Consider the following 14,216-nt stretch of genomic DNA (forward strand, 5'->3'; position numbering starts at 1 on the left):
GAGGTCTCCTCAGCGTACAGTCTTGATGTAGTCGATCAATGCCGCCACTTCCGCATCGCTCATCGGATTAGGCGGCATGATGTTCGGATAGCCCTTGACCACTTTGGCCTTGGGGTCGAGGATGGACTGCTTGATATAGGCCTCATCCACCGCGATGGTGGCGCCGCCTTCGAGCGACTCCTGCTTGCCAAACAAACCCTTCCACGTTGGGCCAACACTCGGCGCCCCGTCAACGCTGTGGCAGGCCACGCAGCCCTTCGATTGCGCGATCAGGCGTCCCTGCTTGCCCGGTTCGGCGGGACCGCCCACGCCGCCGGGCGCGTTATGTCCGCTGAAGGTCGGCTGCTTCGCCAGCCAGCTGTCGTAAGCCGCCAGCTCATCCACCACCACGGCGCTGCGCATATTCGAGTGTCCCACCCCGCACAATTGCGCACACATGACTTCAAAGCGCCCGGCCTGCGTCGGCGTCAGCCAGAACTGGGTCACCAGTCCCGGCACCATATTCATGCGGGTGCGGAATTGCGGCACATAGAAATCGTGCAGAACGTCCTGTGCGCGCAACATCACCTTGACCGGCTTGTTGATCGGGATATGGATCTCGCTGCCATCGACCAGCACGTCATCCTGCCCTGCCGGGTCGTCCGGATCGATGCCGAAGGGATTGGTGGCGTTGATGAAACGCACATCCGTCACGCCCAGCTTGCCATCCTTGCCCGGAAGGCGGAAATGCCAGTCCCACTGCTTGCCCATCACTTCGAACACACTCGCGTCCGCCGGCGGGGAAATCAGCTTGGCATACACGTTCAGGCCCGGCGCCAGCATCGCCACGATGCCCAGCGACGTGGCGCCAATCAGCCACCACTCCAGCTTGCCATTATGCGATTCCGCCGCGGCACGATGGCCCTCGCGGTGGCGGAATTTCACCACGGCGTAAGCGACAAACAGGTGGATGACAATGAACAGGACGGCGCAGATCACGAGCGTGATCATCAACGCATCGTCCATCGCCTGCCAGTTGGAAGCGATGGGAGTCAGCCACCAGGGGCTGAGCCAATGAAAAATAACTGCGCCAAGAACAATCAGGATGAGGGAGATTGCCAACGCCATAATGATAAGCCCGGTTAGTTATGGGAAAACTACACACGGCTACGCCCCGCTCGCAGGCGGGGCGTCACTGCCAAGGCTTATTCACTCGCGTTTTTCTGGCCTTTCCAGCATCCGGTAGAACAATGCACAGCTGGCGCCGAAGACGACGTGGGCGCCGAAGGTGGACCACCCCCGCAAATCTGCAAACCAGGTGAAGGCGCCGGACATGCCGTAGAAGTTCAGCACATACAGCAGCACGCCGAAGGCAGCGCCGGTCAGCATCACCAGTCCTGTGCTTGAATCAAGCTGGAACGGGGCGATGATGGCCGCCAGCATCATGGCGAAGGTAATACCGAGGATGTAGTGAACTGCGAGTGCTGCGATGACGACGCTCAAATCGTAGCCGGAAGTTTGCAGCACCTCCCAACCCATGACCATCGCAGCGACCATCCGTGTTGCCAGCCATCGGTCGCCGCCTTGCGCGGTGGCCCAAATCAACTCCAGCAACATCAGGATACCGCCGGCTCCGAAACCGGCGATGGCTGCGGCGGTCCAGTCAGCCTGGCGCGCCACCCAGCGATGCGATTGCAGCATGCGAAGTTCCATGACTTCCTCCTGTGCAGGGTCCGTAACTCATATTAGTACGCAAACCACGAAGATGCAAAGGAGTTAAGCTTGCACGCTTTTTAGGCAGTCTTGGAAGGAAGTAAGAAGAAATGCTGGCGTCCCCACGGGGATTCGAACCCCGGTACTCACCGTGAAAGGGTGATGTCCTAGGCCTCTAGACGATGGGGACCTGTTGGACTATTGCTACGTTGTGCCGCGTTGGTGGAGGTAAGCGGGATCGAACCGCTGACCTCTTGCATGCCATGCAAGCGCTCTCCCAGCTGAGCTATACCCCCTCTGGGCACAACATAATGCGAAAAGCTGGCGTCCCCACGGGGATTCGAACCCCGGTACTCACCGTGAAAGGGTGATGTCCTAGGCCTCTAGACGATGGGGACCATATGGACTTTCCGTTACTGCTATCAACCTGTGCAGACTTGGTGGAGGTAAGCGGGATCGAACCGCTGACCTCTTGCATGCCATGCAAGCGCTCTCCCAGCTGAGCTATACCCCCGTGCTGGCACAGATTGTTACTGCTCTTGGCGTCCCCACGGGGATTCGAACCCCGGTACTCACCGTGAAAGGGTGATGTCCTAGGCCTCTAGACGATGGGGACCCTGGACTTTCTTTTACTGCTTTTCCTTCGCAAAACTGGTGGAGGTAAGCGGGATCGAACCGCTGACCTCTTGCATGCCATGCAAGCGCTCTCCCAGCTGAGCTATACCCCCGTTTTGCAAGGAGACAGAAGTATAGCAGCCCTTCTGTGAAATGCAAATGCTAAATTGCAAGATTGTCGAAAATAATTAAGCAAATTTAGCGAGGCGGGCTGCCACAGTGTCGCGTCCAAACAGTTGCAGCACCGCATCGATGGCAGGCGTCTGCAACTGGCCGGCCACCATCAAGCGCAGCGGCATGGCCAGCTGAGGCATTTTCAGGCCGTGCGCAGCCAGCACTTCCTTGATCATGGCGGCGATGGCTTCCTTGGTCCACTCGACGGTAGCGATACGGGCGGCGAAGTCGGCCACGGCTGGCTTGACGGCATCGGTGTAGTGCTGGGTCATCAGGGCCGCGTCAGGGTTCGGCTGGCGATAGAACAGCATCGCAGCGTCGGCCAGTTCGTTGATGGTGTTGGTGCGGTCTTTCAGCAGGGCCAGCACCAGCGGCAGCGCAGGCGCGCCTTCCAGCTTGCCGCCATCGGCCAGCAGCTTCGGCGTAACCAGTTCGGCCAGGCGGGTGTTGTCGGACTGCTTGATCCAGTGGTTGTTGACCCAGGCCAGCTTGTCGTAGTTGAACTGGGCTGGCGAAGCGGTCAGGCTCTCCAGGTTGAACCACTCGCAGAACTGCTGCATCGAGAACAGCTCATCGTCGCCGTGCGACCAGCCCAGGCGGGCCAGGTAGTTCAGCATGGCTTCCGGCAGGTAGCCCTGGGCCGGGTATTCCATCACGCTCACGGCGCCGTGGCGCTTGGACAGCTTGACGCCGTCGGAGCCCAGGATCATCGGCAGGTGGCCGTATTGCGGCAATTCGGCGCCGATGGCGCGCAGGATGTTGATCTGGCGCGGGGTGTTGTTCACATGGTCGTCGCCGCGCAGGACGTGGGTGATCTTCATGTCCCAATCGTCGACCGCCACGCAGAAGTTGTAGGTCGGGGTGCCGTCAGGACGCGCGATGACCAGGTCATCCAGCTCCTTATTGGCGATGGTGATGGTGCCCTTGACCACGTCGTTCCAGGTGACGTCGCCATCGAGCGGATTCTTGAAGCGGACGACCGGCTTGCGATCGGCGGGAATTGCAGGCAGGGTCTTGCCCTCTTCCGGACGCCAGGTACCGTCGTAGCGCGGCTTTTCGCCGGCAGCGGTAGCCTTGTCGCGCATGGCCTGCACTTCTTCCGGCGAGGAATAGCAATGGTAGGCGGTACCGGCGGCCAGCATTTGCGCCACGACTTCGCGGTAGCGGTCCATGCGCTGCATCTGGTAGAACGGGCCTTCGTCATGGTCCAGGCCCAGCCACTTCATGCCGTCCAGGATCGCCTGCACGGCTTCCGGGGTCGAACGTTCCAGGTCGGTATCCTCGATACGCAGCACGAAGGTGCCGCCGAAGTGGCGAGCGAAGGCCCAGGAATACAGCGCAGTGCGCGCGCCGCCAACGTGCAGGAAACCGGTCGGGCTAGGTGCGAAACGGGTACGGACTTGAGTCATTTCGGGTGGAATGCGGAAAATTATAAAGGCGCTATTTTACCCGTAAAGCCACCACTTGAGCTCGTGTCACACCTTGGGGTCTGACCCCAAGGTGTGACACGGCCTCGGCTGTTACTTGACGGTGACGGTGATGGTTTTCGACAGGCCGGGGCCGTAGCTTTGGTGGGCGCCGTTGGCGAATTGCATGGTCAGCTTGTAGGTGCCGGGCGGCAGCTTGACTTCGGTTTCGGTCTGGCCTTTGCCGAAGTGCAGGTGGGTTTCGTCGAAGGGGACGGATTCGCCGACCTTCATGCTGTCGCCGTTGATGATCAGGTGGTGGTGGCCGGTATTCGTGTCCATCGTGCCGGCTGGCTTTACTTCCATGCCGGTCACGGCGAATTTGACTTTGAAGGGGCTGCTAACCACTGCGCCGTCTTTGGGTTCGGTGAAGTCTACCGATTGCGCTGCCGCCGCACCAGCAGCCAGGGCCATTGCGAGGGCCGCCATAATCTTTTTCATGTCTTTCTCCTCATTTGAGTGGTGGTCCAACGTACTTGACGATCAGGCCTTTCGGACCGACTGCCCATCCGGCGTCGGGCGCCGAAAAGGCAACGGCGTTCAGTTTCGTTTCCTTTTCGATAATTGTCCAGCTTTTACCGCCATCGCGGGTGTAGCCCGAGCCGGCCAGGCCGACTGCGACGAAACTGGCGTTCGTTCCCGGCACTGGGACCACGGCGGACATGAAGCCAGATGGCTGGATTTGAAGCGGCGACCATCCTGCTCCGCCATCCGTGCTGACGGCGCCATTCAGGGTGCCCAGGCCTGGTTCCTTGTAGTCGCCGCCTGCCACCAGGCCGCGCCCTTTGCCGTCAAAACCTACAGAAAAGGCGCCCTTGCTCGCTGCGGCGGCTGGAATCTGGATGGCGGCCGCCTGCCAGTTGCGCCCCCGGTCGACCGAGCGGAAGACGCGCGATTGCGCTGCGCCGCCGGTGACGAACCAGGCATCGCCCTTCCCGCCTACGCTCAGGCAGGTGCCGCTGGCGGCGAATGCGCCCTCTTGCGGCAAGGCTGCCAGGCCTTTCGGGTCGCTGACCGCCTGCCAGCTTTCGCCGCCGTCCGTCGTGACCAGGACGGTGAATGCGCCCCGCACTGGATCGCCAAAGACAATGCCGTTGCGGGCATCCCAGAATGCCATGGCGTCCCAGAAGCCTTCCGGCTCCTGGTTCACCACCAGCAATTGCCAGGTCACGCCGCCATCGCGCGTACGGTACATGCGCGATGCAGCGCCCGGGCCGGCGCCCATCACGATGGCGGTGTTGGCGTCGAATGCTTCGATGTCGCGGAAATCGTAGGCTTCTGCGCCCGGCACCGGCAGCACGCTCCAGTGTTCGCCGTCCGCGGTGCGCAGCACGGTGCCATGGGCGCCACTGGCCCAGGCCAGCTTGTCGCTCAGGACGGAGAGGCCGCGCAACTCGGCGTCGGAGGCAGAACGTTGCGGAATCCATGCGGACGTGCTGCCTTGTGCAAGCGCCGGCGGCGGAGGCACAACAGCCGGCGCAAATTCTCCAGCGGCTGGGCGCGGCCCCGTGCATGCGGCCAGCAGGGCCAAGGCGGCCAATGCCGCGCAAGTGAGGGAGCTTCGCATCAGTCGTGCTTGATGACGATGCTTGGGAACTTGCTGCTCATATCCTTGGCTTTTTCGGCGACCTTGACAGCCACCTTGCGCGCAATCGCCTTGTAGATGGCCGCTTCCGGGCCATCCGGTTCGGCGACCACAGTCGGCTTGCCGGAATCGGCCTGCTCGCGAATCGCCAGCTTCAATGGCAAGGCGCCCAGGAAGTCGACGCCGAAGTCGGCGCACATCTTTTCGCCGCCACCGTGGCCGAAGATTTCCTCCACATGGCCGCAGTTGGAGCAGATATGGGTGCTCATGTTCTCCACCACACCCAGGATCGGGATGCCGACTTTCTCGAACATCTTCAGGCCCTTGCGCGCGTCCAGCAGCGCGATGTCTTGCGGGGTGGTGACGATCACGGCGCCGGTCACCGGCACTTTCTGCGACAGCGTCAGCTGGATATCGCCGGTACCAGGCGGCATGTCGACGATCAGGTAGTCCAGGTCGCGCCAGTTGGTCTGCTCCAGCAGCTGCTGCAAGGCCTGGGTGACCATCGGGCCGCGCCACACCATCGGCTCGTCGGGATCGATCAGGAAGCCGATCGAGGAAACCTGGATGCCGTGGCCTTCCATCGGGTCCATGGTCTTGCCGTCGGATGTGGTCGGGCGGCCGGAAACACCCAGCATCATCGGCTGCGACGGGCCGTAGATATCGGCATCCAGCACGCCAACCGAGGCGCCTTCGGCAGCCAGCGCCAGCGCCAGGTTGACCGCGGTGGTCGACTTGCCCACGCCGCCCTTGCCCGAGGCGACGGCGATGATATTCTTCACGTTCGGCATCAGCTTCAGGCCGCGCTGCACGGTGTGGGAAATGATCTTGGTGCTGACGGTCAGATTGACCTTGGCGCCCAGCGGCTGCAGGGCAGCCAGCACATTGGCACGGATCGATTCGATTTGCGACTTGGCCGGATAACCCAGTTCGATTTCCAGGCCGATTTCGCCGCCTTCGACCTTCAGGTTGCGGACGGACTTCGAGAAGATAAAGTCCTTGTTTGTATTAGGGTCAATTACTTTGGACAGTGCTGATTTGACGTCATCTACAGTGATACTCATGCAATTCTCCATTGGTGATGGCGCAGTCTAGCGCATCCACTGGTAAAATGCTCTTTTTATCCACCTTACAAGCGCATCAATTATGACTCGCAAGCTGTTCGTCACCACTGCCCTGCCATACGCAAACGCTGCCTTCCACATCGGCCACATGATGGAGTACATCCAGGCCGATATCTGGGTCCGTTTCCAGCGAATGCAGGCCGAGGGCGACGGTTTGCGCGAAGTGCACTTCGTGGGCGCCGATGACACCCACGGCACCCCGATCATGATCGCCGCTGAAAAAGAAGGCATCACCCCGCAGGAATTCGTGGCCAAGATCGCGGCTGGCCGTCCGCAATACCTGGACGGCTTCCATATCGCTTTCGATAACTGGTACTCCACCGATTCGCCGGAAAACGTGGAACTGTCCCAGGGCATCTACCGCAAGCTGCGCGAGGCTGGCCTGATCCAGACCAAGACCGTGGACCGCTTCTTCGACCCGGTCAAGGGCATGTTCCTGGCCGACCGCAACATCAAGGGCGAGTGCCCGAAATGCCACGCCAAGGACCAGTACGGCGACAACTGCGAGGTGTGCGGCGCGGCTTACCAGCCGACCGACCTGATCAATCCTTACTCGGTCTTCACCAACGCCACCCCGATCCTGAAGCCTTCGGAACAATATTTCTTCAAGCTGTCCGACCCGCGCTGCTTCGAATTCCTGCGCGATTGGCTGAACACCCCTGGCCGTTTGCAGCCGGAGATGGTGAACAAGGTTTCCGAGTGGCTGGGCGAAGCCGGCGAAAAGCTGGCCGACTGGGATATTTCGCGTGACGCGCCCTACTTCGGCATCCCGATCCCTGACGCGCCGAACAAATACTTCTACGTCTGGCTGGACGCGCCGGTCGGTTACCTGGCCTCGCTGAAGAACTACTGCGGCAAGAAAGGCATCGACTACGATGCGCTGCTGGCCGACCCGGGCACGGAGCAGATCCACTTCATCGGCAAGGACATCGTTTCCTTCCACCTGCTGTTCTGGCCTGCGATGCTGGAATTCGCCAAGCACCCGACTATCGACCGCATGAAAGTGGCCGTGCATGGCCACCTGACCGTGAACAACGAGAAGATGTCCAAGTCGCGCGGCACCGGCATTTCGCCGCTGCGCTACCTGAACCTGGGGATGAATCCCGAGTGGCTGCGCTACTACCTGGCCTACAAGCTGAACTCGCGCGTCGAAGACCTGGACTTCACCGGCGACGACTTCGTGGCGCGCGTAAACTCGGACCTGATCGGCAAATTCGTCAACATCGCTTCGCGTTGCGCGGGCTTCATCGCCAAGAAATTCGACGGCAAGCTGGCTTCGTCCGTGTCCGCCTCGTCGCAGGAGTGGATCAAGAAGGCGCTGGTGGCTGAAGATGGCTCCGAGCGCCAGGCATCCATCGCTGCCAACTTCGAATCGCGCGAATTCGGCAAGGCACTGCGTGAAATCATGGAAATTGCCGACGTAGCCAACCGCTTCGTCGACGAGAACAAGCCATGGGTGCTGGCCAAGGACGAGTCCAAAGTCGCGGAACTGCATGACGTCTGCACCACCGCCTTGATCCTGTTCCGCCAGCTGACCATCCTGCTCTCGCCAGTACTGCCGGGTGTGGCCGCCAACGTGCGCACCTTCCTGAACGATGCCGCCTACACCTGGGCTGACACTTCGGTTGCCAATGGCGCCGCATGGCAGCCAATGCTGGGCCGCACCATCGGCGCCTACAGCCACCTGATGACCCGCGTTGATGCCAAGATGATCGAAGACCTGTTCGATGCGCCTGCACAGCAGGCTGCCGCCGTTGCAGCTCCTGCTGCCGCTGCCGTCGAAGCTGCGCCTGCACTTGATGGCGAGCCGCATGCGGCGAGCGCTGCCGGCGACATCGAAGAACTGTCGCCGGAAATCTCGATCGACGATTTCACCAAGATCGACCTGCGCATCGCCAAGATCGTCAATTGCGAACACGTGGAGGGCGCCGGCAAACTGCTGCGCCTGACGCTGGACGTGGGCGAAGGCCGCTACCGCAACGTCTTCTCCGGCATCAAGTCGATGTACAAGCCGGAAGACCTGGTCGGCAAACTGACCGTGATGGTCGCCAACCTCGCCCCGCGCAAGATGAAGTTCGGCGTGTCCGAAGGCATGGTGCTGGCCGCATCCGCCAAGGACGAAAAAGCCAACCCTGGCATCTACGTGCTGAACCCATGGCCGGGCGCTGAGCCGGGCATGCGCGTCCGCTAAGCATGGACATGATAGTCCGCGAAGCGACCGTCGAAGATGCGTCACTGATCGCCGAGCTCACGCGCAAAGCGTGGGCCGGCAAGGTCAACGTTACTTCCAGCGGACATCGCGAAACCGCCGTCAACGTCGCCGACCACCTGCGCGACGGCGGCGGTTTTATTTTGCTCGATGGCGAAACCCCGATCGGCTCAGTGCGCTGGCTGCCGCTGGATTCAAATCCCGATGTGTGGGAAATCCTGCGCATGGGCGTGATTGCCGACTACCGCGGCACCAACCTCTCGCAGCACCTCCTGGAAGCAGTCATCCACCATGCCTTGGCCGCTGGCATCGAAGAAGTCCGCCTTGCCGTCCGCAGCGACCAGCCCCAGCTGATCGACTTCTACACCGCCTACGAATTCACTCTCGCCGAAGAGTTGGAATACTCCCACGCCAACCCGCTGGAGCCGGCCCCGCTGGTCATGCGGCGCCTGCTGAGGCACTGATCCTTATCAAACGTGCCACGCGCCGCCGGGCATATGATAGGAAGGCTGCCCTTCCTTTCGCCGGCCATGAAATTCTCCAAAAGCAAGTGGTTCATTTATACCCTCTTGGTCGGCCTGATTCCGATCCTGATCAGGTTGCTCGTTTGGTTCGTCGTCACCACAAATCAAGTCGAGCCAATTTCGGCAATTGAGCTTGTTACGTTCGGCTTGGTGATACACGCATCAGTTATCAACGAGGCTGAGCATTTACCTGCAAAAGATCACGAATGGAAAAGCGCACTAAATGGCCAAGCGATCACATTCATTACGCTATATGGTGCTCTCTATGCTTTGGCTGCTTTTGGGGATAAAGTAGATGGAGCGGTGGAGGCTGATGCAATCGAGGAGATTGCAATATCCCTGTCCAGCATGTCGATATTGCTCGCCATCATGAATTTGCATCATTTCTCGACAAGGAGTAAAAGATGACAACGGGCACAGCAATTGTTTATCTTATAGGCGCGATTGGGGCAATCGTCGGTATTGGTGGCTCAATCCGACTTTATCGCTTAACAAATAAGCTTTACCCTTCCGACAAGAGGCGTGCGCGCACCAAGAATTAGCGCAAATCAGCCATAAATTGGCTCACCAATGCGATCGGTTTGGGGGGCTTGGGCGGCGGCTTTTGGCAGGCGGTCAGCATGATGGCCGCGACGAGCGCGGCAAGGGTGAAGGTACGCATGACAAGCTCCAGCGCAAAATTTGAAGGTAGCAGATTTAACGCCGGGAGGTCGCACGGCCGGAGGAGATAATGATCCCTCCAACGATCAGGATAAATGCGAGCGCGTGGTAGATTTTGGGTGTCTCGCCGAGTATTAGCGACGATAACAAGGCTGTAAATAAAGGCGTCAAGTTAACGAAGAATGACGCCACTGCCGGACCAGCCTGCTGTACGCCAGCGCCCCAGCAGCGAAATGCAACGATGGCCGGGCCAATTGCGACATACACGAGCGCAGCTATTAATGACCAGCTCCAGTGAATACCCGCAGATGAGAATATCGCTTCGCCGCCAGCAAATAAACCGGACCACACCGCGCCAAATGCCACCTGCGCCAGGAGGAAACTGGCCCAATCGCCACGAATATCCGCGGGCCCCGTGGTTCGGATTAAGAGCCAGCTATATAAAGACCAGGCGATCGTGGCGAGAATCATGAATATATCGCCAGCCACCAGCCGTAATTCCATTAAATGCGACCATTCCCCACGGGCCAATACCAGCAATACCCCGGCAATCGATAAGACGGCGCCTGCGATTTGGCGGCGCGATACGGCTGCGCCAAAAAACAGCCAGCCGGTCAGCATCATCCAGACTGGCATGCCGGACGCGACCAGGGTCACATTGATCGGTGTAGAGCTCTGCAATGCGAGATACTGCAAGGCGTTATAGAGCCCGATCCCCAGCAATCCCAGTACAGTGAAACGCCGCCAGTTCGACCAGAGGCCACTGCCCGGGCGGAACACTGGGCCGGCAAGCGGCAGCAACACGACGAAAGCAATCGCCCAGCGCAGGAAGTTCAGCAGAATCGGCGGCACATCGTGCGCCACCATGCGTCCCACGATGGCGTTCCCCGCCCACAATATTGGAGGAATGGTCAGGAGAATGGCGGTGCGGGTTTTCATGTTGCCCGAAAGAATACGCGATTTCGCATTCTCTTGCCGGGCGTGGCTCAGCCCCCACGGCGAAGGAAGTTTTGCTTGTCGCAAAACTTAGCAGCAGTGACAATGTGTCGCAGCAGGAGAAGGCTTTCCTAACAATATTAAGAAGATATCCACTCTCATGAAAAAACTGCTCCCAGCAATCGCCTTAGCCCTTCCCTTCGCCGCTTCGGCGCAATCCCAGGTCAATATTTATGGTGTCGTTGACGCCTTTACCGGCCGCATGGCGACCGCCAGCGCGCCACAGGCCATGAATGTGGTCAACAGCGGCGGCATGATCACCTCCTTCTACGGCTTTTCCGGTGCGGAAGCGCTGGGCGGCGGCCTGAAAGCCCAGTTTCAGCTGGAAGGGTTCTTCCGCGGGGACACCGGCGAAGGCGGCCGCGTCAACGGTGAAGCCATGTTTGCACGCAATGCCAACGTCGGCCTGGCCGGACAGTTTGGCATGGTGCGCCTGGGCCGGATTGGCAATCCGCTGTTTATCGCTGCGGGCCAGATCAATCCGTTCGGCCCATCGACCCGTTTATCGCCCCTGATCAACCAGATCTTTACCATCCCCGGCGGCAACGCGACCCTGGGAGATACCGGCTGGAGCAATTCGATCCAGTACGCATCGAACCCAGTGCACGACACCACCTTCATCGCCCAATACTCGCTGGGCGAACAACCGGGCGTCCACAACAATAACTGGGCGGCAGTCGCAAAATATGTCGGCCAGGAGCTGGCTGTCACGCTCGGTGCGCAGGACGTGCGCTTCGGCCCGGGCGTGAGCCTCACAGTGCCGCAGCAGCGCACCTACCTGGCCGCCGCTTCCTATGACTTCAAGGCGGTCAAACTGTATGCCTCCTATTCCCACCACTCGGCCAAGGTCAGCGAACGCGAAGGCCACAGCGTGCAAGCCGGCTTCACCGTGCCGGCCCAGGGCGGTGCCGGACGCTGGATGGTGTCCTGGTCGCGCCTGACGGAACAGGCGAAAATAGTGCCGGAATTTCATCGCGATACGGCCGCCGCCGGCTACGATTACAACCTCTCGCCCCGTACCGACCTGTACGCTGTGCTGATGTACGACAAGATTAGCAACGCTGGCAAAGGAAATACCTACGTAGGAGGACTCCGACATCGTTTCTGATGAGAAAAGACGGTAGAATGTCCGTTGCTGAACCCCGTTATTTTCACGATATGAAATTTCTCAAGCAGAACCACAAATACGAGTCCGACCACTCCTTGTTCATCAAGGAACTGAAAGCCAAGAACCCGCAAATCGAAGCTGGCCAGCAAGCCGGCCGCTCCATCCTGTGGGACAAGCCTTCGACTTCGCTGGACGACCAGGCCCGTAACAAGGCTTCGACCGTCAAGCAACAGGCTTACGTCTACCAGAACAAGGTATAAGTTCCAGGACGGCACACAGCATGTCGCCAAAAGACGCGGTGGACGAACAGGCCGAACAGGCTGACCTGGCCGTCGCCGCGGACTTGCCGCCTGACGCAGGCGGACCAAGCAGCGGCGCGGATAGCGCGCCACCCGACGCCAGCGCCACGGAAGAAGCCGACGGCGCCGCTTTTGCGCGCCTGTACGGCGAGCCGGTACTCAAGCTGCCCAACGACCTCTACATCCCGCCCGATGCGCTGGAAGTGATCCTCGAGGCCTTCGAAGGCCCGCTGGACTTGCTGCTGTACCTGATCCGCAAACAGAACTTCAACATCCTCGACATCCCGATGGCCCAGGTGACCTTGCAGTACCTGAGCTATGTGGAGGAAATCCGCAAGACCAACCTTGAGCTGGCCGCCGAGTACCTGCTGATGGCCGCGATGCTGATCGAGATCAAGTCGCGCATGCTGCTGCCGCAGCGCCAGCACGACCTGGACGTGGAGGCGGAAGACCCGCGTGCCGAACTGGTGCGCCGCCTGCTCGAATACGAGCAGATCAAGCTGGCCGCCTATGAGCTGAACACCCTGCCCCAGGTCGGCCGCGACTTCGTGCGCACCCAGATCTTCATCGAACAAAGCCTGGTCCCCACCTGGCCCGACGTCGAAGTGGTCGACCTGCAGGACGCCTGGCGCATGCTCATGAAGCGCGCCACGCTCAAGCAGCACCACAAGATCACGCGCGAGGAATTGTCGGTGCGCGAGCACATGACTTCCATCCTGCGCAAACTGCAATCGAGCCGCTTCATCGAATTCACCGAGTTGTTCAACCCCGAATCGCCGCCGCCGGTGGTGGTGGTGAACTTCGTGGCGATGCTGGAGCTGGCCAAGGAAACCCTGATTGAAATTACCCAGGCGGAGCCGTTCGCGCCCATTTACGTGCGCCTTGCATATTCGCCTGCTTAATCGCCTGCTTACCTAAAAACTATGAAAATCATCTCCAACATCGAAGAACTGCGCGACCAGCTGAGTGGCCAGTTGCGTACCGCATTCGTGCCAACCATGGGCAACCTGCACGAAGGCCACCTGTCCCTGATGCGCCTGGCACGCAAGCACGGCGACCCGGTCGTGGCGTCCATTTTCGTGAACCGCCTGCAGTTCGGCCCGAACGAAGACTTCGACAAATATCCGCGCACCTTCCAGGCTGACGTGGAAAAGCTGGAGAAGGAAGGCGTCTACGTGCTGTTCGCGCCGACCGAAAAAGACATGTACCCGGAGCCGCAGGAATACCGCGTGCAGCCGCCGGACGGCCTGGGCAATACACTGGAAGGCGAGTTCCGCCCAGGCTTCTTTGGCGGCGTGTGCACCGTGGTGACCAAGCTGTTCTCCTGCGTGCAGCCAAAGGTGGCGGTGTTCGGCAAGAAGGACTACCAGCAGCTGATGATCGTGCGCAATATGGCGCGCCAGCTGGGCATGCCAACCGAAATCATCGCAGCCGAAACCTACCGCGCCGACGACGGCCTGGCCCTGTCCTCGCGCAATATGTACCTGTCGGCCGACGAACGCGCCGAAGCCCCTGCCCTGTACCGCGCCCTGAACCAGGTGGCCGACGAAGTGCGCTCCGGCCACCTCGACGTGTTCCAGCTGGAGCATAAGGCGATGGAAGAACTGGCCGCACGCGGCTGGAAGCCTGACTATATCTCGATCCGCAAGCGCAACGACCTGCAGCCGCCTAACGCCGGCGACCTGGCGCAAGGCGAAAAACTGGTGGTGCTGGCTGCGGCCAAGCTGGGCACCACCCGCCTGATCGACAACCTGGAAATCTGAG

General features: G+C 60.3%; 15 protein-coding genes and 6 tRNA genes. 7 read left to right on the top strand and 14 right to left on the bottom strand.

All coding sequences use genetic code 11. The features are described 5' to 3' along the window. Positions 1–9: 9 nt before the first annotated feature. The 12 genes from GM658_RS11470 to apbC form a co-directional block, all read right to left on the bottom strand. Positions 10–1,107 (bottom strand): cytochrome c oxidase subunit II, encoded by a 1,098-nt coding sequence (locus GM658_RS11470; RefSeq protein ID WP_155454175.1) that lies wholly within the window; start codon positions 1,105–1,107, stop codon positions 10–12. An 81-nt stretch (positions 1,108–1,188) separates the two neighbouring features. Continuing rightward, positions 1,189–1,692 (bottom strand): hypothetical protein, encoded by a 504-nt coding sequence (locus GM658_RS11475; protein ID WP_155454176.1) that lies wholly within the window; start codon positions 1,690–1,692, stop codon positions 1,189–1,191. A gap of 114 nt (positions 1,693–1,806) precedes the next feature. Continuing rightward, positions 1,807–1,882 (bottom strand) — tRNA-Glu (locus GM658_RS11480). A gap of 30 nt (positions 1,883–1,912) precedes the next feature. Next, a tRNA-Ala gene (locus GM658_RS11485) sits at positions 1,913–1,988 on the bottom strand. 26 nt (positions 1,989–2,014) lie between these two features. Next, positions 2,015–2,090: transfer RNA gene (locus GM658_RS11490), tRNA-Glu, on the bottom strand. 40 nt (positions 2,091–2,130) lie between these two features. After that, a tRNA-Ala gene (locus GM658_RS11495) sits at positions 2,131–2,206 on the bottom strand. Between the two features lie 26 nt (positions 2,207–2,232). Beyond that, a tRNA-Glu gene (locus GM658_RS11500) sits at positions 2,233–2,308 on the bottom strand. Between the two features lie 36 nt (positions 2,309–2,344). Next, positions 2,345–2,420 (bottom strand) — tRNA-Ala (locus tag GM658_RS11505). A 75-nt stretch (positions 2,421–2,495) separates the two neighbouring features. Then, positions 2,496–3,890, bottom strand: coding sequence for a glutamate--tRNA ligase (gene gltX / locus GM658_RS11510; protein WP_155454177.1), 1,395 nt, complete (start codon positions 3,888–3,890; stop codon positions 2,496–2,498). 111 nt (positions 3,891–4,001) lie between these two features. Then, positions 4,002–4,388, bottom strand: coding sequence for a DUF4399 domain-containing protein (locus GM658_RS11515; RefSeq protein WP_155454178.1), 387 nt, complete (start codon positions 4,386–4,388; stop codon positions 4,002–4,004). Positions 4,389–4,398: 10 nt separating this feature from the next. After that, positions 4,399–5,514, bottom strand: coding sequence for a WD40/YVTN/BNR-like repeat-containing protein (locus tag GM658_RS11520; RefSeq protein ID WP_155454179.1), 1,116 nt, complete (start codon positions 5,512–5,514; stop codon positions 4,399–4,401). Beyond that, positions 5,514–6,596 (bottom strand): iron-sulfur cluster carrier protein ApbC, encoded by a 1,083-nt coding sequence (gene apbC / locus GM658_RS11525; protein WP_155454180.1) that lies wholly within the window; start codon positions 6,594–6,596, stop codon positions 5,514–5,516. Before apbC ends, GM658_RS11520 begins: the two co-directional genes overlap by 1 nt. An 82-nt stretch (positions 6,597–6,678) precedes the next feature. Here apbC and metG point away from each other — a divergent pair, with 82 nt between their 5' ends. Genes metG through GM658_RS11540 form a run of 3 tightly spaced genes read left to right on the top strand, consistent with a single transcriptional unit; the run spans position 6,679 to position 9,797 of the window. After that, positions 6,679–8,847 (top strand): methionine--tRNA ligase, encoded by a 2,169-nt coding sequence (gene metG, locus GM658_RS11530; protein WP_155454181.1) that lies wholly within the window; start codon positions 6,679–6,681, stop codon positions 8,845–8,847. 2 nt (positions 8,848–8,849) lie between these two features. Beyond that, on the top strand, positions 8,850–9,329 hold the full coding sequence (locus tag GM658_RS11535; RefSeq protein ID WP_155454182.1) for a GNAT family N-acetyltransferase: 480 nt from the start codon (positions 8,850–8,852) through the stop codon (positions 9,327–9,329). A 12-nt stretch (positions 9,330–9,341) separates the two neighbouring features. Then, positions 9,342–9,797: a hypothetical protein gene (locus tag GM658_RS11540; protein WP_211841849.1), complete on the top strand. Its 456-nt coding sequence runs from the start codon at positions 9,342–9,344 to the stop codon at positions 9,795–9,797. 130 nt (positions 9,798–9,927) lie between these two features. On the opposite strand, the gene GM658_RS29525 is transcribed toward GM658_RS11540, so the two are convergent. Continuing rightward, complete coding sequence (locus tag GM658_RS29525; protein ID WP_267874971.1) at positions 9,928–10,050, bottom strand: hypothetical protein; 123 nt, start codon at positions 10,048–10,050, stop codon at positions 9,928–9,930. 35 nt (positions 10,051–10,085) lie between these two features. After that, entirely contained in the window at positions 10,086–10,988 is a 903-nt protein-coding gene (locus GM658_RS11545; protein WP_155454184.1) for a DMT family transporter, read from the bottom strand. Between the two features lie 157 nt (positions 10,989–11,145). Between GM658_RS11545 and GM658_RS11550 the strand changes: the two genes are divergently transcribed. From GM658_RS11550 to panC, 4 genes are read left to right on the top strand one after another with little or no spacing between them, the layout of a single operon-like run. Further along, a complete protein-coding gene (locus GM658_RS11550) occupies positions 11,146–12,153 on the top strand; it encodes a porin (RefSeq protein ID WP_155454185.1) in 1,008 nt (335 codons plus the stop codon). Between the two features lie 50 nt (positions 12,154–12,203). Beyond that, positions 12,204–12,413 carry a DUF3460 family protein gene (locus tag GM658_RS11555; RefSeq protein WP_155454186.1) on the top strand — a complete coding sequence of 70 codons (210 nt, stop codon included), beginning with the start codon at positions 12,204–12,206 and terminating at the stop codon, positions 12,411–12,413. 20 nt (positions 12,414–12,433) lie between these two features. Further along, entirely contained in the window at positions 12,434–13,354 is a 921-nt protein-coding gene (locus GM658_RS11560) for a segregation and condensation protein A (RefSeq protein WP_155454187.1), read from the top strand. Between the two features lie 21 nt (positions 13,355–13,375). Then, positions 13,376–14,215, top strand: coding sequence for a pantoate--beta-alanine ligase (panC, locus tag GM658_RS11565; protein WP_155454188.1), 840 nt, complete (start codon positions 13,376–13,378; stop codon positions 14,213–14,215). Position 14,216 lies beyond the last annotated feature (1 nt).

The organism is Massilia eburnea (assembly GCF_009720745.1).
GTDB lineage: Bacteria > Pseudomonadota > Gammaproteobacteria > Burkholderiales > Burkholderiaceae_D > Rugamonas > Rugamonas eburnea.